We start from the raw sequence: 19,844 nt of genomic DNA on the forward strand, positions 1-19,844 counted from the left end.
GCGAGAGAGAAAACCTCGTAACCGGCGTTTTGGCGGAAGACTTATCCGCGCCGCAAGAATACCCAGCGTCCGGCAAGTTGGTAGGCGTGCAAGCCCAAGCTTTCGGTGATTAGAGCCAGCGCTTCGTCCGGACGGCTGGTGTCGAAAATGCCGCTCAGGCGAAGTTGTTCCAAATCCCGTTCGGCCAGAAAAATCCGGCCGCGCCGGTAGCGGTTGAGTTCGGCCACCACTTCCGAAAGCGGCCGGTTGAAATACTGTAGTTGTTGTCGGTGCCAGGCCGATGCGGTAGTGGTGTCGGCCTCGGCGTTAACCGGTTCCAAACCCTCCCCGAAGCCGACGGCGGTGCCTTCCGCCAACATCGGCAGGTGCGCGCCGTTCGCCAAGTCTATGCGCACCGCATGTTCGTAAACCGTGACCTCGGTGCGGTCGTCTTGTTCGGCGACGTCAAAGGCGGTGCCTAGCGCGCGCACCGTGCCTTGCCCTGTACTTACCTCGAACGGCCGGTCGGCGTTGGCGGCGACCCGGCACCAGATCTTGCCGCGGTGCAGCTCCAGTAGCCGGCGGGTGTCGCTGTAATGCACCGAAACGGCGGTATCGGTATCCAGCAACAGTTGCGAGCCGTCCGCTAACGCCACGGCCAACTGTTGGCCAGGCGCGGTGCGATGATCGGCCAGCCAGAGGCCAAGCTGGTTGCTCGACAAGACCGCCGCGATCAGAACGCTAGCCGCCAGCCCCAAGTGTTGAATTCCGAATCTGCGAGGCGAACGGTGGGCGTCGCTGAGCGAAGCTGTAGCTATCGGCGCGGCCACGACGCCCAGTTGGGCGATGTCCCGCCACAAGGCTTGCGCCCGCCGCCAAGCTTCGTGATGCGTGGGATCGGCGCGCAGCCAGTCTTGAAACGCGGCGCGGTGACCGGCGTTCGCCTCGCCGGAGCTGATCAAGGTCAACCAATACAAGGCTTGTTCGTCGGCCGGGCCGGCCGGCAGTTCCGGGAAACCGTTCGCACCGGTGAGGCGGGCATCCGTTGGATCGGTGTGTTCTGATTCGGCCGACATCGTGGCTTAATCCGGCATGCGTTTCTGGCAGAACGATAGGGCTTCGTTCAGATATTTGAAGATGCTGTTATAGGCCAGTCCGGTGACTTGGCTGATTTCGGTGAACGATAAATGTTGAATGTGGCGCATCACGAAAATCTGGCGATTTTTCTCTGGCATTTCGGCAATGATGCGTTCCAACATCGCCATGCGCTGGCGGGCGGCGATCGTGTCCTCCGGCGATGGCGCCGGATCGATCAATTCCGGCCACGCCTCGAACTCGATCCGCCGGTCGTCGGCGCGGCGTTGCTGGCGGATGTGGTCTATGGTTTGGTTGGCCGCCATTTTGTACAGAAACGCCCGTGGGTTTTGCACCTGATGACGCTCCAGGTAGTTGGAAAAGCGCATGAAGCAATCGTGCAAGATATCCAATGCCGTTTCCGGACAATCGATCCGTTGCTTGATGAAACGCAGCAATTCGTCTCGGTGCAGGGCCAACAATTCGGCGGCGATCGGCTTGGACATGGGCATCTTCCTGATTCGTGGTTTTTTAGCTTATCCCGTTTGTCGGGAGGCTTTCAAGTGGGTTGCGCTTTTCCTCAATTCCCTCAAACTCAACGTCGGGTTCAAAAGGGTGGCGGGAATTCAAGATGGCATAGGGTGAGACTGAACGGCTATTGGCTATTAGCCGCGACAGAAGGCGTCTTGCGCGGAGGTATTTCTATCGCACGTCTATCGGGATCGAGCCCGCGTTGAGACAGGCCAGCGGCCCCTTCGGCCGAGCGCCGAAGGGGCCGCGCGGGACTTAGGCGTAATACAGTTTGCGCAACTCCAACATCGACGGGGCGCTGAGTTCCTTGCCATCGCTGGCGCGGGTGACGCTGTACACGGTTTTCAGCAACGTGATTTCCTCGCCGGCGGCGGCGTATCCGACCACGTGGTGGGCGACGTCCAGATTCCGGCGTTGCAGGCCGCCGTTCAGACTGTTGAAGTCGGCAATCATGCCGGCGTGAGGCGGATTCATCACCGCACCCCACCAGGGCAACTGTCCGACGTCGTGCGCCCAGGTGTCGCCGATGGATTCCGGCGGCAGGCAGCGTTCGACCAGCAAGTCGCCGATCACCGCGTATTGTTTGCGACTGATTTTCGCGGGTTCTTCGCCCACGGTGTCGCGGCATTCCAGAACTTCGCCATTAACGAAGCTGTCGGTTGCCGGAATGGTTTTGTTCCATTGGCCGTCTAAATTTTTGTGTTCGAACATATTGCCTCTCTCTAGGTTTAATGGAATGAAGAGCTGGCCCGGTTTGGGGGATTGCCGTTTGCCGGTAAGAAAACCGACAATTTGGCGGCGAGCCGGGTATTTACAGATCGAAATTAGCAAAATCGCGGCCAATTTTCGCGAGCGGCTGGATGGTTTTTTTTGGAATTTAAGTGACTGAAATTAAAGTGTTTACTTTCTAAATCCGCGTAAATGTTGCGGTTTTTAGGTGGGATTTAGACGTTCCCGCTGCGATGTGGGGTAGCCGATGGCCGCGACAAATTGGCGGTTTTGCGACAAGCGGCGATTGCTTTATCGAACCCGAGCGCATCGAGGTCAGCGCAACAAATTGACTTGTACGTTGACCAACATCCGAGTCGAGATTTGTCTGGGGCCGATGAAACTGCCCGATACCGGCGGCACGGTTTCCGGATTGCGGGCCACGGCGACCGCGATATGGCGGTTTCCGGTCATTTGGCCGACGGTCGGGTCGAAGCCTTGCCAACCTATCCCCGGAAAATAAACTTCGGCCCAGGCGTGGGTCGAGGCATTGCCGGCTTCTGTCGCCGGAGCGTGCAGATAGCCGCTGACGAAGCGGCTGGCCAGACCCAGCGAGCGGCAGGCTTCGATAAACAGCGTGGCGTAGTCGCGGCACGAGCCGCTGCCCAGATGCAGCGTGCGGAGCGGCGATTGCACGCCGGCTTCCTCACGGATTCGGTATTGGAATTTGTCGTGTATGGCCCGGTTCAAGGTGGTTTGCAAGTTCAGCGCGTTCAGCGTCTGGACTTTCAGACCGATTTCGCGCAGCCAACATTGCAACGCGGGCTGGTCCTGCTGAAAAATCGGCCGCTGGTAGGCCGCCAAGTCCGCTAATTCGCCTGCCTCGTAGCCAAAAGGGCCGGCGAGAGGAAAGTCGTCGGCACCGATGTCGCGTACCGGATCTTCGTAGTGCTGGATGACGACGTCGCTGCCGATGCGCAGCCGGTTGGAGGTTTGCTGAAAACGCACCAAAGCCAGCGAGTTGTCGAACACGTCGCGGTACCACTGGATGGCGTAAGTGGGGCTGATGTCCAGCCGCGACGATTCGATGCGCACGTCGTGGCCTTCGCGTGGCCGCAGCAACAGCCGATGACAGTTTAGCGTGACCGGCTGCGAAAACAGATATTCGGTAACGTGCTGTATCCGTAGCCGTTGCACGCCGTCATTCCCGCGCGTTGGCTAAACGCTCGACGCCGACCGCCATCCGGGTTGGAAATAGCGGCGGGCCGAATTGAGTGAATACGGCCACGTCGGCGGCATCGTGACCGTAGGCAACGATCACGCGGCCGCCGCGCGGTTCCCGCTGGGTTGGATCGAAGGCATACCAACGGCCGCCCACATAGGCTTCGAACCAGGCGTGAAAATCCATCGGCCGCAAGCCGTACAGGTAACCGACCACCATCCGCGCCGGGATGCACAGAGCTCGACACAAGGCAATGCCCAGATGCGCTAAATCCCGGCAGACGCCTTCGCCGGCCAGATTGACTTCCACCGCCGAAAGTTGGGACAGGCCGGCCGCCGGATTGAAGCGAATATTGGCGCGCAGCCAGCCATTGACGGCGTCCACTTGGTCGTAGCCCGGCGTGTAACCTCGGACGATCTCTTGCGCTAGGTCGATGAAGCGGTCCGATTCGCAATAGCGCGACGGCAGCAAATAGGTCAAGACCGTGTCGGGCAAGGTTTGCACTTCCTCGAACGGCGCGCCGGGCGCGACGTCGACTTGTTCGGAGGTGCGAATGTCGGCGTTGGTATGGATAGACAGAATCCCCGGCGGCGCGATCAAGCGCTGGCAAAGATTACCGTAACCGTCGGTGTATTCCAGAACCTGAACCGTCGGCTTGATCGTGTAGAACTCGCTGGAAATCCATTGATTCGCGCCGCTACGTGGCCGCAACATTAGAATAAACGGCGTGGGAACGCCAACTTCAAAACAGATGTCGCAACTGGTTCGCAGCCACATGATTCTCGCCCCGTTGGAAATCAATTGAGTCCGCAGTTTACGTGAATGTGCCCGGCACGGATATAGAAACCGATCGGATGACGGTCGAGCGTGCTTAGGCCCCGCGGCAAGCTTCGCGTTTTCAGGTCGTGCGGGTAGGGAATCGCCGCGCGTCGATTTTAACGGCGGCTGGCCGTACAATTTCGGTTTTTGGGCTGTTGGATAGCGATGATCGAAACCCTTTTAATCGAGCGGCAAAGTGCTCAGCGGTACAGGCGCAGTCCGGCCGACTCATTGACCTCTAGAAGCAAATCGGCGAGATCGCCAGCGGCGCTCGAAGGGCAGTCGGTATCGCATCGACCCGGCGGGCGCCGATGAACGGCGGCTTCGTTGACGTTTGGCAGGGGCGTTTGGATTTGCCCGAAGCGGTCACGATTCGGCTGGCCGAAGTGTTAAGCGAGGACGAGCGCGCCAGAGCCGCCGCGTTCAAGTTTGCGCATTTGCGCGATCGCTACGTGGTCGGGCGCGGTTTGCTCCGGCAAACCCTGGCCAGCTATACCGGTAGCGATCCGGCCGGATTGCGCTTCCGGGTCGGCGAATTCGGCAAGCCGGCCTTGTCCGGCGGGCCGGGCTTCAATGTCTCGCATACCGCCGACGCCTTATTAATCGCGGTCGCCGACGCGGCCGACATCGGTATCGACATCGAGGCGGTCAAGCCAGCCAGAGATTTGTCCGGCTTGGCGGAACGCTGTTTTTCGGTAGACGAGTATGCGGTTTGGCTGAGCTTGGCGGAGTCCGAGCGCGTCGCGGCGTTTTACCGTTTATGGACCAAGAAAGAAGCCTTCGTCAAGGCAGTCGGTCGCGGAATCGCGCTGGGCGTGGAGCTCTGCGAGTTCGATGTAACGGCGGGCGGCGGGCTGCGCAAGGTGCCGGACGAATACGGACCGGTCGAAGCCTGGCGGGTCGAGGAGCTGGACGCCGGTGCTGATTTTAGCGCGGCGCTGGTCGGCCCGGCCCGGGCCTACCGCTTGCGACGACTGTTGCTGGCCGACGGGTATGGCGGCGGCATTTAATGCGCAACATCGAACGGGGTGTTATACACAAAACTTGTGGATAACTCTGTAGGCAAGCCGTTAAGTGTGAGGCTAATTTTCTGAAAAATAAAAGAAATGATCAAATTGATCGAATATTGGTCAGCGCCGGGGCTTAAGGCGGAGGGTTTTTAATAAGTTGCTGAAATTTAAAGACTGAAATTGGCCTGTAACCTAGGCCGTATGGCAGATTCGAGTAAGGAGTCGCGATTTTTCCCAGCTTGTGCTCAACATCCTTGGATAAGCGCGAGAAATTCACAAAACTTGTGGATAACGCTGTCGTTAAGTCGTTTATGACGGTGATAAGTCACTGATGCGTATGATTTTCCGTTAAATTGGTTATTTTTTAGACAACTGGTTCATCGGCGGCTATGGTTGTTGACGTGTTCACGGAGGGCTGTGGGGCGTATTCCGATCAATCGTGCCCCCTGTCCCGATACAAATCCGGCCGGATTTTGTCGTTGCGTGCGGTGAGGTAAGGAAGCGCCCGGAATAATTGCACCGCGTCTCGAACGGTGGTAAGCGCCCAAGCGTACCGCTGGTTTAATTCCGCTAGAGGCAATCCATGCCGCCAAAAAGCAATGGCTCGTCGATGCGGCTGTCGGGCCGAGAGGGGGGGCAAAGTGTCTTTTAGCCTGGCGCTAGGATCGACACCATTGAGTTTGACGGTGCCGAGCAGGGTTTTAATGTCGGCGGCACGTTGGCCGGCATCGACGCAAAACGTCACGATATTTTCATCGCAAGATGGCTATTGGATTCGATCGGGTCCTCGGCATGGACCTTAATCGTACGGCAGCGCAACATCTGTTTGCACACTTCAGAAGATGCCTGCGGATGAAATCCGGAACGCGGTTGGGATGAACGGCTTTTCCCAACCGCGTTTGGTCTAGTGACGTCCGCCGTCCGACGGCCGTCGCCGGGCGGGGTCGGTTATTCGCAGCTCAGCGACGGATCGTTGCAATACGCCACGTTTTCCCACTGGAATGGCTGGGACTTTCTCGGATCGATGGTCAGGCGCAACCACTCCGACGGCGCGGTAGTGGAGCCTTGCACGGTAATACGGGTCAAGTTGGGCACCGCTTGGGTGTGGTGAATCACGCCGGTGGCGCTGCTGGGGTCGGCCAGCGGCCGGTCGGAACCGTAGACGTGCGAATCGCCGTTCAATAACAATACTTGACCACGAAAATCATCCGTTAAGTCGGCCAGTTTTTGCACGATCGGCGTGTAGGCGGAGAGTTCGTTGGTTGTGGCGGTGATGGCGGCCGGGTCCCACATGTCGGCTTGAATCGCGATGACGACGGCGCGGGCATGGTCTTTTTTCGCTTTCTTGAAGGTCGCTTCCAGCCAGCGCAAGTCTGCGGCGGTGCGTTCGGCCACTTCCTGATCCTGAGCGGCTTGATTGGCGAAAGTGCCGGCCCACGGCAGAGTGTCGTTATTCGAGCCAGGTACGTTCAAGGTGGCGAACACGACTTTGCCTTGTTGCCACATCGCGTTTTCGACAAATTGCGCGTCGCTTGGAAAGCTTGGGTCGAAGGCGCGCGCCTGACTGACGACTTGGGCTTCTTTACCTAAGGTAACACCCGGTTTCGCAAAAAACAGTCCGCGCACGCTGGCCAGTTCTTTTAAAGGGTCGCCGCTTTTGAATTGCTTGGATTTTTGGCAATCGGTCCATTCGTTGTCGCCTGGCGTATAGACGACGGGCTTATCGAATTGCTGAAATTGGTAAAAAATCTTTTGGTTGTAGCCCGGATTGGACAGCGGAATCGGCGGCAGGATGTCGGCGCTGGTGCAAGGCATGCTGCCGGCGTGAATGTCGCCCACGTGGATCAAGCGGCTGACCGCCGGGTCGGCGTTCACCGAGTCGATCAGCAAATGTGCATTGTCCAGCAGTAACGGGTTGTACGGCCAATCGCCGATGACCGCGATCGTGACCGGCCGGTCGGCATTATCGTCATCGCGTCGGTCGCTGTCGGCGTTGGCCGACGCGGCAAACACCAGGCTGGCGGCAGATAGCGCGGTAGCCCATGTCAGTTGGTTGAGGGTCAAAAATCGAGCATTCATCTGGGGGGGGCCTTTATTAATGGTTTTCGACGGGGACCGAGCGCGCGCTTGAAGCAGAAAGCCATGTCGGCGTCTGGCCAACAATAGGCCAATCGATTTGGCGGGCGAACGGGGCCGGAATCCGTTCACGAGACGGATGGCTTAGATGGTAGGGTGGGCATATTGCAAACAGATGACAAGGTCCGCCGAAGGAGGGGGCCGCGCTCGACCGGGGATTTGCGGGGGATAGGGCACGCCGCTGAATTTTACGGCGCGTTCGTCGGACTTAGGCCGCGCCGAATCCGCCGCCGCCCGGCGTTTCGATGACTAAGTTGTCGCCGGCTTGGACCTGGACTTCGGCTCGGCCGGGCAGGATTTGTTCGCCGCCGTCGGCGCGTAACAAACGGTTGACGCCAAGGGCGCCCGGTGCGCCGCCGTGCAGCCCGAACGGCGGCAGGCGCCGATGGCTGGACAGCAGTGAAACCCGCATCGCTTCGCGAAATTCGATGCGGCGAATCGCGCCGTTGCCGCCGCGATATAGTCCGTCGCCGCCGCTGCCGGGACGTATCGCGAATGCTTGCAGTACCACCGGAAACCGCTGTTCCAAGACTTCCGGATCGGTGATGCGCGAGTTGGTCATGTGGGTATGCACGGCGTCGGCGCCGTGAAAGCCGGCCCCGGCGCCGGCCCCACCGCACAAGGTTTCATAATATTGATAATCCTGGTTGCCGAAGGTCAGATTGTTCATCGTGCCTTGCGAGCCGGCCAGCACGCCGAGCGCGCCGTATAGCGCATCGACCACGTATTGCGAGGTTTCGACGTTGCCGGCGACCACGGCGGCGGGCGGGCGCGGATTCAGCAGGCAGCCGGCCGGAATCACGATGTCCAACGGCTTCAGACAACCGGCGTTGAGCGGGATGTCGTCGTGCAGTAGGGTACGAAACACATACAGTACGGCGGCCTTGCAGACCGCCGCCGGCGCATTGAAATTGTCCGCCAGTTGCGGCGAGGTGCCGCTGAAATCGATGCGGGCGGTGCGCGCGGCCCGGTCTACCGTGATCGCGACCGCGATTTTCGCGCCCTGATCCAGTTCGTATTCGAAACGGCCGTCGGTTAGCGTTGCCAACAGCGCGCGGACGCAGGCTTCGGCGTGGTCTCGCACATGGCGCATGTAGGCGTTGACTACCGGCAGGCCATAGCTGGCGATCAGCGCGGCCAATTCCTCGGCGCCCTTGCGGTTGGCGGCGATCTGGGCTTGCAGGTCGGCCAGGTTTTGCTCGGGATTGCGGGCTGGATGGCGATGGTCGCTCAGCCAGACCCGAATCGTGGTTTCCTGGAATTCGCCGCGCGCCAGGATTTTCAGGCCGGCGCTGCACACGCCTTCATCGTCGATATCGCGGCTGTGGGCCGGCATCGAGCCGGGCGAAATGCCGCCGACGTCGGCATGGTGGCCGCGCGAGGCGACGAAGAACAGTAACTCGCGGCCGGCAGCGTCGAACACCGGCGTGACCACGGTGATGTCGGGCAAGTGGGTGCCGCCGGCATAAGGCGAATTCAGCAGAAAGGCCTCGCCCGGCTCGAAGCGGCCGGCCTGATCCCGTAACAACGCAAGCACGCTTTCGCCCATCGAACCCAGATGCACCGGAATGTGGGGCGCGTTGGCGATCAAATTGGCGTCGGCGTCGAACAGCGCGCAGGAAAAGTCCAGGCGTTCCTTGATGTTGACCGAATGCGCGGTGTTTTGCAGCACGAAGCCCATCTGTTCGGCGACCGACATGAAGCGCTGGTTGAATATCGCCAGCAGCACCGGATCGGGGCGGGCTGCCGCGTCGGATATTTTTGCCGCGTCGCGGCCGGTTGACGGTTCGGCGCTAGCCGAGGCCGGGCAGGCTTGCAAGAGCAGATCCCCGCCGGCCAGCCGTTGCGCCCGCCAACCGGGCTCGACGACGATGGTCGAGGTCGGCTCCAGCACGACGGCCGGGCCGGTCAGGGTTTGGTCCGCCGCCAGATTTTCGCGTCGGTAGACCGGCGCGGCGTGCCACGCGTCCCGGCTGAAAATTCGGGTGAAGCTACCTGGCCGGCCATCGCGCGGTTCGGCGTCGGCCGGTGCGGCCGCGCTGCGCTGTTCGGCGCCGGCAATGCATTCGACTTCGATCGTGGCGATACAAATCGGCCGGTCGGCGTAACAAAAGCCGAAGCGGCTTCGATAGCGTTGTTCGAAACCGGCCAGAACTAGCGGTGCCGGACCGGATTCGACGCTCAAGGCGGTGTCGCTGCCTTGGTAACGCAAGCTCAGGCGACGTTCGCGAACCGGCTCCGGATCGGCAACGCCTTGCTCGCGCAGCTCGGCCAGGGCTTGACCTTCCAGGGCCAGAAAAAGTTGATCCAGTTCGGCGGCGTCGATGTCGTCCCAGCGTCGTTCCAAAGCCCGTTGTTTCAAGACCCGAAAATCCGCCAAACCCATGCCGTAGGCCGACAATACCCCGGCCAGCGGATGCAGCAACACGCGCGGCATGCCCAGGCGTTCGGCCAGCAAACAGGCGTGCTGGGCGCCGGCGGCGCCGTAGCAACACAAGGCGTATTCGCCGAGGTGATAACCTTTTTGCACCGAGATTTTCTGGATCGCCTCGGCCATGTTTTCGATCGCGACGCTGAGAAAGCCTGCGGCGACTTGTTCAGGGCCGCGTCGGTCGCCGGTTTCGCGATGAATGCGCTCGGCCAGCTCGGCAAACAAGGTTTTCACCCGGTCAAGGTCTGGCGGCAAATCGCCGTTCGGACCGAACACCGCCGGAAAGTCGGGGAGTTTGCCGAGCAGCAGATTGGCATCGGTGACGGTCAGCGGACCGCCGTGCCGATAGCAGGCCGGACCGGGATTGGCGCCGGCCGAGTCGGGTCCGACCTGGTAGCGTAGGCCGTCGAAATGCAGAATCGAGCCGCCGCCGGCCGCGACGGTATGGATCGCCATCATCGGCACCCGGATGCGCGCGCCGGCGATTTCGCTGTCGCAGCTCCGCTCCAGCTCGCCGGCATAGTGCGCCACATCGGTCGAGGTGCCGCCCATGTCGAAGGCGATGATCTTGGACAAACCGGCCCGCCGCGCCACCGCGACCGCGCCGATCAGGCCGCCGGCCGGGCCGGACAAGATGCAGTCCTTGCCTTGAAAGTCGGCGGCGCGCACCAGGCCGCCGTTGGATTGCATGAACCACAGCCGGGCGTTGGGGTCGTGGTCGGCCAGACCATGTTCGACTTGTTCGACATAACGGCGCAGCACCGGCGACAAGTAAGCGTCCACCACGGTGGTATCGCCGCGAGCGACGAACTTCGGCAAGGGGCTGACTTGGTGAGACAGCGAGATCTGCTTAAAGCCGACGGCCACGGCGAGTTCGCCCAGCGCCAACTCGTGGGCCGGATAACGCCAGGCGTGCATCAACACGATGGCGACGGCGCGCAGGCCTTGCCGGTAAAGCGCTTGCAATTGCTCCCTGGCCCGGTCGCGATCCAGCGCCTGCAACTCGCTGCCGTCGGCGGCCGTACGGGCGTCGATTTCGACGACGCAAGCGTATAACGGCTCCGGGCGGCGGATGTCGAGCGCGAAAATATCCGGCCGGTTCTGGTAAGCGATGCGCAAACAGTCGCGGTAGCCTTGGTTGACCAGCAAGGCCAGCGGTTCGCCTCGGCGTTCCAACAAAGCGTTGGTACCGACCGTCGTGCCCATTTTGACATTGGCGATGCGGCGATCGGCGGCGCCGTCCAAAATATCGCGAATACCTTGCAAGGCTGCGTCCCGATAGCGCTCCGGATGGTCCGACAGCAGTTTGCGGGTGACGATGTCGCCGTCGGCCGAGCAGGCGACGATGTCGGTAAAGGTGCCGCCTCTATCGATCCAGAATTGCCAGCCTGCTGCCATCGAAATCCGCCCAGAAGAAATTGCCGATCAAAAATTGCGTCACTTTATGTGATGATAGTCGGTTTAAGAAAGGGTCCGCCGGCCGGATTCGTCAACGATATGCGGCGAATCCGGCCGGCAGGCGCAATAATAATCACTGGAGAGGGGGAGTGCGTGGAAACTTTGTTCGATATCGCTTTGCTGGCCATTGCGGCGTATGCCGCCAGGGCCTATTTGCTGTTGCCGGAGACGGTGCAGGATAGAGACATCTTTCCGAGCCGGGCGGCGACTTTCGTGACCCGCTTGGTGCGTGAGCAAAACCTTCGCGACGTGCCTGCCGATCGAGCCAAACCGATTTCGATCGCCGGTTCGGCCGCGGAGGCAGATGCGGTGGAGATCGTCGAAAACCCGGCCGCCGAGTTGACAACGGCGATCGAGGAAACCGCCCTTGTCGAGACGCCGGCCGAGTCGGCGACGGTAACCGATGATGTTGAAACGATGGCCGAAGCGGCACCGCGCGTGCCGGAAGACTCCATCTTGAGCCGCCATTATTTCGCGCGACTGCTGGCTGAAAAAGCCGCGCTGGCAAATCCGTATCCGACCGAGTCGGTGCTGCGCCGGCACTATCGGCAACGTCTGGATGCGCTGCTTGATCTGAAGGCGTCGGACTCCGAGAGCGCTAGCGACCATGATGTAATTGAAGCAGCGCCCGATTTCGCCGATGAATCGGCGAATCTTGAGCTTGCGGATGGCGGTGCCAGCGTTTCGGTCGCCGTCCCAACCGATTCGGTGTTGAGACGGCATTTTCTGGCGCAGCTACAACGGGAACTTGAGGCCGAATGGCCGGATAGTCCGACCGATTCGGTTTTAAAGCGCCATCGCCAACAGTGGTTGGAAGCGAAAATCGCCGCCCAACTTGGCGAATAATCCGAGCTGATCCGACAGGCCCGTCGGCGCCGAATAAGACGCCGACGGCGCTAGTCTGCGATTAAACCGCTTGCGGCGCGGTTTGTTTACGCTTGCCGGTGCCGAGCAGGCCCAACAAACCGCTCAAAAATAGCCAGGTGGCGCCCGGCAGCGGTACCGCGGAAACGCCGGTCAACGAAAAAGCTTGGTTGAACGGGGTGCCGCCGACAATATCGGTGCCGATCCGCAGCCAGTCGGGGGCCAGGTTTTCATCGCGTATCCAGGATTGCAGATCCGGCGAGAACGGCCCGCTGCCGCCAACGATGGGTTTGGCCGCCGATAACCACAGAAAATTGCCGTTCTTCAACTCCACCTGCGGCACGAAAAAGTAGTGATCGGCGTCCAGCGTGATGGCTTGGCTGAAATCGATATTAAAGCTGATTTCCCGACCGCTGACGGCGCCTTCGCCGCCGGTGGTTTGGTTCGGTAGCGGGTGAATGCCGTTCAACACCGAGTTGGCGGCGGTGGCGACATCGCCGAGCACGCTGACGCTGTAGCTCAGCGTGTTATCGGCCGAACCGCGCGATTCGAATGCCACGTCGGCGGGTGAATTGACCCGGGTCGGGACCCGGCCGGACGGCGGATTGACCGAGTCTTTATCGAAAACCCGGTAAATTTCCACATTGACCTTGGCAATGTCGGCCAAGGTGGCGCCATTCGCCAATAAGCCGGTGAAACTGGCCTGGCGAAGTTGGGTTTTCTCGGCCAGGATGAAATCGTCGGCCGATTCGATCTCCAGGGCTCCGGCTTGGGCGCCGACAGCGATTCTAAAGTCGGGGTCGCCGGTGCTGAAGCTAAAGGCCGAGGCTTCGTAAGACGTCGCGAACAAAGCGGACAAGGTCAGGACGGGAATGAATTTGTATTGCATGGTCGTTCTCCTAAATTGTAATGAGTCATGATGAGACGGAGTCTCCGATACCGAAACTGCTGACAGCTTCTGGCAATGACTATTGCGAGCAGCGTGCCAAGTCTGCTTTCGAAAATTAATTTTTGATTTTCATTGGTTTAGCCGAGACTGGCCTTGGATTTTTCCTGGCCGAGTCCGCGACGAAAGTTGCGGCGTTTTAGCCGAAATCCGCGGCGGACGCCGGTCGACGCCGGCTGACCTCATGCGTCGGCAAGGTGGACGCGGCAACTTTCGTCGCAGGGGTGTCCGCGGCGGTTTAATCATCGAAGGGGGTAGGGCTGTGCCGATTCGAAGTAACCATCATTCGCCGCATCCGGAAAAGCCAGCGGAGCGGCAAGCGTGAACCGGAAACGGTATCCGGGTATTTTGGCGATAGGCTGGCTCAGTCTCGCTTGCGCGGCTCTGGCGCGGGCGGAAGTACTGCCGACATTGCTGCCGCTGCCGACGACGGTTGGCGGAGATCCAAACCGTATTGCGCTGGGACAACGTTTGTTTCACGAGCCCAAGCTGTCCGAGCAGGCTACCCGCTCTTGCGCCAGTTGCCATCCGCTCGATGCCGGCGGCATGGACGGCAAAGCCCGCGCTGCATCGGCGGATGGCGCGGCGGTTTTGCGCAATACCCCCAGTTTGTTCAACGTGGCGTTCAATTACTTTTTCAATTGGGACGGCGTCGTGACGACGCTGGAAGCGCATACCGAAAAAGTCATGTTGAATCCGAATATCATGAATGCCAAATGGCCGGGGGTGATCGCGCGCTTGGCCGGCGAGGCCGATTATGTCGTGGCCTTCGCCAACGCGTATCCGGACGGATTGACGCCGGCCAACGTCGTCGATGCCGTGACCAGTTTCGAGCGCAGTCTGGTGACGCCGAACGCCCGTTTCGATCGCTTTCTGCGCGGCGACAGCGCGGCGTTGAGCGCCGAAGAACAACAGGGTTACCGTTTGTTCAACGATCTGGGCTGCGTGGCCTGCCATCAAGGTATCAATCTGGGCGGCAATTTGTTCCAAAAGTTCGGCGTGTTCGGCGCGCCGCCCAGCGAGGCCGATGCCATCGACGCCGGTCGCTATCTGGTCACCGGCAATCCCAGGGACAACGGCGTGTTTCGCGTGCCCAGTTTGCGCAACGTCGCCGCGACGGCACCCTATTTTCACGACGGCCGCGCCGCCGATCTGGAGACCGCGGTCAGTACGATGGCCAAATACCAGCTCGGCAAGCCGCTGGCCGCGCGGCAACGCGATTTGCTGGTCCAGTTTCTACGTAGTTTGACCGGCGAATATCGGGGTAAATCGGTACTCGCCGAGCCTCCCGCCAAACCATGACCGGCTTTTCTTGGAAACCCAGGTTGATCGTCGCCGCCCTGGTCAGTGCGATTACTTATCTTTGGATACAGAGCGCCAATCCGGAATTGGAACGGCGCGATCGCTTGCAGGCGACGCTGCGGATCATCGAATTGCGCGACGCCGAATTGATGCGCGACATCTTGCTGACCAGGGCCGGATTGCTAACCAATTACGACGCATTGACCCGGACCGGCCAAGCCTTGCTGAGTTTGTCGCGGAGTCTGCGCGACGAGCTGGCGGCTTCGGCAAACCCCGCGCCACGTCGGATGAGCGATTTGGCGGGCGGTTTGTCCGCCACGATACAGGACCGGCTGACGCGGATCGAATATCTGAAATCGGACAATGCCTTGTTGCGCAATTCGGTGATGTCCTTCAATGAGATCGGTAGAAACCTTCAGGTAAGCGCCAAGCCGGCCGAAAGCGCCAGGCTCACCAATTTGTGGCGGTTGATGGCCGGCTTTTTAGACAAGGCCGGATCGGGCACCGCTCTGGAGCTCGAACAGGAGCTGGAGCGTTTATCCGGGCTGAATTCCCTGTCCGACGATTATCAGGTGTTGCTTGCCCACGGCCGATTGATTGTCGAGGTTTTGCCCAAGGTTGACGCGGCGTTGCAATCCATCATCGGCCAGCCGATTTTGAGCCGGATCGACGATTTGCAACACGCTTTACACCTCTACGGCGACGGCGCCGAACGGCGCGCCGAAAACTTTCGGTTGGCGCTGTATCTGGTGGCGGTGCTGTTGGCGGCTTATCTGTTGTATCAGTTCGCGTTGTTAAGGTCGCATACCTTGGCGTTGCGTAGGACGCACGCCAGTTTGAAACAGGAGATAGGCGAACGCTTGCAGGCGGAGTCCTGGTTGCGGGAAAGCGAGGCCCGCTTGCGGGCTATTACCGATTCGGCGCGCGAAGCGATCGTTTCGGTGGATGCCGGCGGCAACCTCGTTTCCTGGAACCGGGGCGCGGCGTTAATGTTCGGGGAGGCTGCCGAAGAGGCCCTCGGGACGTCGAGCCAACGTTTCTGGATGGCGATACAAGCGCAATTGCAAGCGGAAGCCGATGCGACCGACCGGATGATAAATCCAATCACCGAATCGCTTGGAATACGTCGGGACGGTGAGACGTTTCCGATCGAAGTCTCACTCTCCCATTGGACCCGAGGCGAGGAGCGCTTTTCGACCGCGATTATTCGGGACATCAGCGCACGCAGACAATTGGAAGCGGTGGCCAGACAACAGGAGCTGCAACTGATACAAGCCAACAAAATGACCGCTTTGGGCACTTTGGTATCCGGGGTCGCGCACGAAATCAACAATCCAAATCAACTGATTTTGTTGAACGCCGGTTTGCTGGCCGATATTTGGAGCGACGCGCTGGAGATTTTGGACGATCGCTACCGGGCCGGCGGCGAGTTCTCGTTGGCCGGTTTGCCGTATACCGAGTTGCGCGCTAGCGCCGGCGTCTTGATAGACGACATCGGAGACGGTGCCAAACGCATCGAGCGCATCGTGGCCGACCTGAAACATTATGCCCGTCCGCAAACCGAACAGGCGGGCGCCGCATTTTCGCTGAACGAGGCGGTGGAGCGCGCGGTTCGTTTGGTCAAGCACTTGATCGCCCGCAAAACCGAGTGTTTCGAAATCCGCTTGGATTCGGCGCTACCGCCGCTGCAAGGCGACCCGCGGCAGGTGGAACAAGTCGTCGTGAATTTATTGATTAACGGGCTGGACGCTCTAACCGATACCGACCAGACGCTCGGCGTAGCAACCCGCCGGCTGGACGACGAGGGCGAGGTCTGCGTCGAGGTCACGGATCAGGGGGGCGGGATTTCCCCAGAACACATTCAGCAACTGTGCGACCCGTTCTTTACGACCAAGCAAGCGTGCGGCGGTACCGGATTGGGTCTTGCGATCAGCGCTTCGCTGATGCGCGCCCACGGTGGCCGCTTGAACTTTTCGTCCGAACCGGGGCGGGGCACGGTGGCCCAAGCGATTTTTCCGGTCAACTCTAAACCCCGGTCGGCGGCCGAACATGCGGACTAAAGCGTTAAATCCGTTACCGATTTTATTGGTCGACGACGAATCCCAGATACTGCATAGCGCCAGTTTGGTCTTGCGCGGCGCCGGCCATGCCGAGGTATTGACGCTGGACGACAGCCGAGCGGTTTTACCGTTGTTGGCCGAACGGCCGGTTGGTGTGATCGTGCTGGACTTGACGATGCCGCATCTGTCCGGATTGGCGTTGCTGGCCTCGATTGCCGCCGAATATCCGGAGATCGCCGTGATCGTGATGACCGCCACCAACGATTTGCCGACTGCGGTGGAGTGCATGCGTAACGGCGCCAGCGACTATTTGCTGAAACCGGTCGAGCGCGATTGTTTGGTTGCCGCGGTACGCCGAGCCGTCGAAGCGCGATTGCTGCGAGCCGAGTTGCTGTCGTTGAAAGACTGCTTGCTGGCCAACCAGCCGCACCAGCCGAGCCGCTTCGAAGAAATCGTTACCCAAAGTCCGGCGATGTTTGCGATTTTTCGTTACATCGAAGCCGTCGCCGCGTCGCCGCAACCGGTGTTGATCAGCGGCGAAACCGGCACCGGCAAGGAATTGATCGCCCGCGCCCTGCATCGGCAGTCCGGCCGGCCCGGCGAATTGGTGGCGGTGAACGTTGCCGGATTGGACGACAACCTGTTTGCCGACACCTTGTTCGGCCATGCGAAAGGTTCGTTTACCGGCGCGGAGCGCGCGCGCGACGGTTTGATCGCCAGTACCGGCGACGGTACATTGTTTCTGGATGAAATCGGCGACTTGAGCATCGCTTCGCAAGTCAAATTGTTACGCTTGCTGCAGGATGGCTCTTACTATCCGATTGGCGCGGACCGGCCGCGCCAGAGCCGGGCGCGCATCGTGGTCGCCACTCACTGCGACGTCAAGCGCCAAGCCGAACAGGGCGGGTTTCGCAAGGATTTGTACTTCCGGCTGCGTACCCATCATATTCAATTGCCGCCGCTCCGCGAACGCCGCGAGGATTTGCCGCAACTGGCCTTGCATTTTGTCGAGAAAGCGGCGGCTAGCCTTGGCAGGCCGGCGCCGAACGTGCCGCCGGCATTGTTTCAATGGTTGGAGAATTACCGTTTTCCGGGCAATATCCGCGAGTTGGAAGGCTTGTTGTTCGATGCGGTCGCTCGCAGTCAGGGTGCGGTGCTATCGTTGCAAAGCGTGAAGGACGCGATCGCCGACGAAGGCTTCGGCAATCGGTCGGGCGACGCCGCCGGGGAATTTGCCGCGCCGGCCGCCGAATTTCCGGAGCGCCTGCCGACCTTGAAAGAAGCCGAGGAAGCCTTGATCGGCGAGGCCTTGCGCCGTGCCCAGGGTAATCAGGGCGTTGCCGCCGGCTTGCTGGGTATTAGTCGGCAAGCCCTGAATAAACGTTTGATTCGGCGCGACGCGGATGGCTTTTGACCGGCCGCTTGCCCCGAATGGCGAACCGGCGCGGCCCGGACAAAAAAGGGAGGCCTAGGCCTCCCTCGTTTTACTCCGCCAGACGGCGCGAATTAACGGTCGGTGCGTTTGTAGACGACGCGGCGGTTGTAAGCGCGGCCCTCGTCGGTTTCGTTGGTATCGACCGGTTGCGATTCGCCGAAACCTTCCGCGGTCAAACGTTTGCCGTCGACGCCTTGTTTGATCAACTCGTTTCTGACCGCGTTGGCGCGGCGTTGCGACAGTTTTTCGTTATAGGCGTCGCTGCCGTAGCTGTCGGTATGACCTTGAATCTCGACCGTCAGGCCGGGGTTCAGTTTCATCACTTCGACCGCGTTTTGGATCAGCGGGTGGTATTTGGATTTGATGTCGGACTTGTCGAAGTCGAACAATACGCCGCGGAACGCCCAGCAACCGTCTTTATCGACGATCGCGCCTTTCGGGGTGTCGGGGCATTTGTCGGCGCAGTTGTTGACGCCGTCCTTATCGTCGTCCTGTTTCGAGCAGTCGGCGACGGCGGGTGGAGTGCCGGCTTTCAGGAATACGTTTTTAACGAAGTCGCTCATGTCTTTCGGAGAGCTGATCGCATCGGCCGTGGTCGAAAAGCCGCAACCGCCGGCATCGGCGATTTGTTGCAATTCGGCTTGCCCGGCGGCGTCTTCGTCGTTACCGACCCACACCGTGTAGATGCATAAGCGGTCGCCGTACTGAGCTTTCAGGGCGGCGGCGGCCGGGGCGGGCGAGGACTCTTCGATGCCGTCGCTCAATACGATCAGCGCCAAATTGCCGGTGCCGCCGGCCAGGTCTTGGTTGGTCGCTTCCAACGCGGTTGCCAACGGGGTACCGCCGCTGGAACAGGTCAACGAACTTAGCGAGCTTTCGAAACCGGCTTGAGTGTAGCTTTGCAGCGGCTGGTTCAACTTAGTCGCGCTCCAATCCAGGCAAGGGCCGAAACCGAAGCTGCGCAGGCCGGAAGTCAACGGGATGCTGGGAATGGATTTGTTGAATTTGTTGAGCAGGTTTTTCTCGACATCAAGTTTGGTACCGCTGTATTCGGCAGAATTGACGAAGGTGCGGCTCATCGAAGAGGACGAATCGTTGACGACCAGGAAGCTATTGGTTTTCTGAACCAGTTTTCCGGATTTGACCAAGGCGTTCAGGTCTTCGGGTTGGAATGCCTGGAAGGTATTGCTCGATTGAGTCGCGCAACCGGACAAAATAGCGCCCGCCAAGCCGGCCGTAACGAGTAAGGTTTTTTTCATGGTGGAATTCTCCTGTTGTTATTCTTGGTAGCGGCAAGGCCGAGTTTGGATGCCTTGGGTGCTTAAGTCTAACATCAAACCCTTATTTTTTTGTACTACGTTCACCTGGATGCGGGGCCATGAAATAATGTAGGTTTGCGAATGGCCTTTTTGGGGGGAATGATGGGCAGATTGATAGGGTTATGTTTGATATTGCTGCAACTGTCGTCAGCTTGGGCGGACGAGGTTTTGCAAGCCGCCGAACAAGGCAGTCCACAGGCGCAAGCCAAGCTGGCATCCTTGTATTTATTGGGCCGGGACGGTTACGAGAAGAACGAGAAACTTGCCGCCGAATGGATGGAGAAGGCTGCCAAGCAGGGCATCGTCGACGCGCAGGTGGTCATGGGGGCATTGTACGATCGCGGCCTGGGTGTGACCGGCGATACCGATAAGGCGACCCAGTGGTACGAAAAAGCCGCCGCGCAGGGCCATGCGACTTCGTTGGCGATCTTGGGTCGCAACGACGCCGCCAAGGGCAGCGTGCAATTCAATTATCAGGCGATGCGCTTGAATGCCGCGCGATCGATACCGACCGAATACGCTAAAAGATTTTTAACCAGTAAATAAGTGA

The 19,844-nt window shown here is 60.0% G+C and carries 15 protein-coding genes; 6 read left to right on the forward strand and 9 right to left on the reverse strand.

The features are described 5' to 3' along the window. Window positions 1-41: 41 nt before the first annotated feature. The 5 genes from ACQE3E_RS10295 to ACQE3E_RS10315 all read right to left on the reverse strand — a co-directional run bounded on the left by ACQE3E_RS10295 (window position 42) and on the right by ACQE3E_RS10315 (window position 4,291). Complete coding sequence (locus ACQE3E_RS10295) at window positions 42-1,055, reverse strand: FecR family protein (RefSeq protein ID WP_313728109.1); 1,014 nt, start codon at window positions 1,053-1,055, stop codon at window positions 42-44. A 6-nt stretch (window positions 1,056-1,061) separates the two neighbouring features. Then, window positions 1,062-1,559: an RNA polymerase sigma factor gene (locus tag ACQE3E_RS10300; RefSeq protein ID WP_168030527.1), complete on the reverse strand. Its 498-nt coding sequence runs from the start codon at window positions 1,557-1,559 to the stop codon at window positions 1,062-1,064. A 280-nt stretch (window positions 1,560-1,839) separates the two neighbouring features. Then, window positions 1,840-2,295: a hypothetical protein gene (locus tag ACQE3E_RS10305; RefSeq protein WP_064026144.1), complete on the reverse strand. Its 456-nt coding sequence runs from the start codon at window positions 2,293-2,295 to the stop codon at window positions 1,840-1,842. Between the two features lie 333 nt (window positions 2,296-2,628). Beyond that, on the reverse strand, window positions 2,629-3,489 hold the full coding sequence (locus ACQE3E_RS10310) for a transglutaminase family protein (protein ID WP_064026146.1): 861 nt from the start codon (window positions 3,487-3,489) through the stop codon (window positions 2,629-2,631). A gap of 4 nt (window positions 3,490-3,493) precedes the next feature. Further along, window positions 3,494-4,291, reverse strand: a complete 798-nt coding sequence (locus tag ACQE3E_RS10315) for a transglutaminase domain-containing protein (RefSeq protein ID WP_064026148.1) — start codon at window positions 4,289-4,291, stop codon at window positions 3,494-3,496. 353 nt (window positions 4,292-4,644) lie between these two features. Between ACQE3E_RS10315 and ACQE3E_RS10320 the strand changes: the two genes are divergently transcribed. Then, the gene (locus ACQE3E_RS10320; RefSeq protein ID WP_168030531.1) at window positions 4,645-5,343 is read left to right on the forward strand and encodes a 4'-phosphopantetheinyl transferase family protein; all 699 of its coding nucleotides are present in this window, start codon (window positions 4,645-4,647) and stop codon (window positions 5,341-5,343) included. 948 nt (window positions 5,344-6,291) lie between these two features. On the opposite strand, the gene ACQE3E_RS10325 is transcribed toward ACQE3E_RS10320, so the two are convergent. Together ACQE3E_RS10325 and ACQE3E_RS10330 are read right to left on the reverse strand one after the other, a co-directional pair. Beyond that, window positions 6,292-7,422 (reverse strand): hypothetical protein, encoded by a 1,131-nt coding sequence (locus ACQE3E_RS10325; protein ID WP_313728108.1) that lies wholly within the window; start codon window positions 7,420-7,422, stop codon window positions 6,292-6,294. Between the two features lie 265 nt (window positions 7,423-7,687). Then, window positions 7,688-11,308 (reverse strand): hydantoinase B/oxoprolinase family protein, encoded by a 3,621-nt coding sequence (locus ACQE3E_RS10330; protein WP_313728107.1) that lies wholly within the window; start codon window positions 11,306-11,308, stop codon window positions 7,688-7,690. Window positions 11,309-11,461: 153 nt separating this feature from the next. Here ACQE3E_RS10330 and ACQE3E_RS10335 point away from each other — a divergent pair, with 153 nt between their 5' ends. Then, window positions 11,462-12,214: a hypothetical protein gene (locus ACQE3E_RS10335; RefSeq protein WP_313728106.1), complete on the forward strand. Its 753-nt coding sequence runs from the start codon at window positions 11,462-11,464 to the stop codon at window positions 12,212-12,214. Window positions 12,215-12,275: 61 nt separating this feature from the next. On the opposite strand, the gene ACQE3E_RS10340 is transcribed toward ACQE3E_RS10335, so the two are convergent. Continuing rightward, entirely contained in the window at window positions 12,276-13,121 is an 846-nt protein-coding gene (locus tag ACQE3E_RS10340; protein WP_427501600.1) for a PEP-CTERM sorting domain-containing protein, read from the reverse strand. Between the two features lie 378 nt (window positions 13,122-13,499). On the opposite strand from ACQE3E_RS10340, the gene ACQE3E_RS10345 reads away from it, so the two are divergent. From ACQE3E_RS10345 to ACQE3E_RS10355, 3 genes are read left to right on the forward strand one after another with little or no spacing between them, the layout of a single operon-like run. Beyond that, window positions 13,500-14,480, forward strand: coding sequence for a cytochrome-c peroxidase (locus tag ACQE3E_RS10345; RefSeq protein WP_313728104.1), 981 nt, complete (start codon window positions 13,500-13,502; stop codon window positions 14,478-14,480). After that, on the forward strand, window positions 14,477-16,540 hold the full coding sequence (locus ACQE3E_RS10350) for a DAHL domain-containing protein (protein ID WP_427501601.1): 2,064 nt from the start codon (window positions 14,477-14,479) through the stop codon (window positions 16,538-16,540). Before ACQE3E_RS10345 ends, ACQE3E_RS10350 begins: the two co-directional genes overlap by 4 nt. Then, window positions 16,530-17,954 carry a sigma-54-dependent transcriptional regulator gene (locus ACQE3E_RS10355; RefSeq protein ID WP_313728102.1) on the forward strand — a complete coding sequence of 475 codons (1,425 nt, stop codon included), beginning with the start codon at window positions 16,530-16,532 and terminating at the stop codon, window positions 17,952-17,954. The genes ACQE3E_RS10350 and ACQE3E_RS10355 overlap by 11 nt, the downstream gene beginning before the upstream one ends. A gap of 92 nt (window positions 17,955-18,046) precedes the next feature. On the opposite strand, the gene ACQE3E_RS10360 is transcribed toward ACQE3E_RS10355, so the two are convergent. Next, a complete protein-coding gene (locus tag ACQE3E_RS10360; RefSeq protein ID WP_313728101.1) occupies window positions 18,047-19,234 on the reverse strand; it encodes an OmpA family protein in 1,188 nt (395 codons plus the stop codon). A gap of 159 nt (window positions 19,235-19,393) precedes the next feature. Here ACQE3E_RS10360 and ACQE3E_RS10365 point away from each other — a divergent pair, with 159 nt between their 5' ends. After that, entirely contained in the window at window positions 19,394-19,840 is a 447-nt protein-coding gene (locus ACQE3E_RS10365) for a tetratricopeptide repeat protein (RefSeq protein ID WP_427501602.1), read from the forward strand. The last annotated feature ends 4 nt before the right edge of the window (window positions 19,841-19,844 follow it).

It is taken from the genome of Methylomonas sp. MED-D (assembly GCF_050276835.1).
GTDB lineage: Bacteria > Pseudomonadota > Gammaproteobacteria > Methylococcales > Methylomonadaceae > Methylomonas > Methylomonas koyamae_A.

Bases quoted from the DNA above. Each gene is read 5' to 3' on its own strand.
- ACQE3E_RS10295 (WP_313728109.1), bottom strand. From the start codon at position 1,055: ATGTCGGCCGAATCAGAACACACCGATCCAACGGATGCCCGCCTCACC.
- ACQE3E_RS10300 (WP_168030527.1), bottom strand. From the start codon at position 1,559: ATGTCCAAGCCGATCGCCGCCGAATTGTTGGCCCTGCACCGAGACGAA.
- ACQE3E_RS10305 (WP_064026144.1), bottom strand. From the start codon at position 2,295: ATGTTCGAACACAAAAATTTAGACGGCCAATGGAACAAAACCATTCCG.
- ACQE3E_RS10315 (WP_064026148.1), bottom strand. From the start codon at position 4,291: ATGTGGCTGCGAACCAGTTGCGACATCTGTTTTGAAGTTGGCGTTCCC.
- ACQE3E_RS10320 (WP_168030531.1), top strand. From the start codon at position 4,645: ATGAACGGCGGCTTCGTTGACGTTTGGCAGGGGCGTTTGGATTTGCCC.
- ACQE3E_RS10325 (WP_313728108.1), bottom strand. From the start codon at position 7,422: ATGAATGCTCGATTTTTGACCCTCAACCAACTGACATGGGCTACCGCG.
- ACQE3E_RS10330 (WP_313728107.1), bottom strand. From the start codon at position 11,308: ATGGCAGCAGGCTGGCAATTCTGGATCGATAGAGGCGGCACCTTTACC.
- ACQE3E_RS10340 (WP_427501600.1), bottom strand. From the start codon at position 13,121: ATGCAATACAAATTCATTCCCGTCCTGACCTTGTCCGCTTTGTTCGCG.
- ACQE3E_RS10350 (WP_427501601.1), top strand. From the start codon at position 14,477: ATGACCGGCTTTTCTTGGAAACCCAGGTTGATCGTCGCCGCCCTGGTC.
- ACQE3E_RS10355 (WP_313728102.1), top strand. From the start codon at position 16,530: ATGCGGACTAAAGCGTTAAATCCGTTACCGATTTTATTGGTCGACGAC.
- ACQE3E_RS10360 (WP_313728101.1), bottom strand. From the start codon at position 19,234: ATGAAAAAAACCTTACTCGTTACGGCCGGCTTGGCGGGCGCTATTTTG.
- ACQE3E_RS10365 (WP_427501602.1), top strand. From the start codon at position 19,394: ATGATGGGCAGATTGATAGGGTTATGTTTGATATTGCTGCAACTGTCG.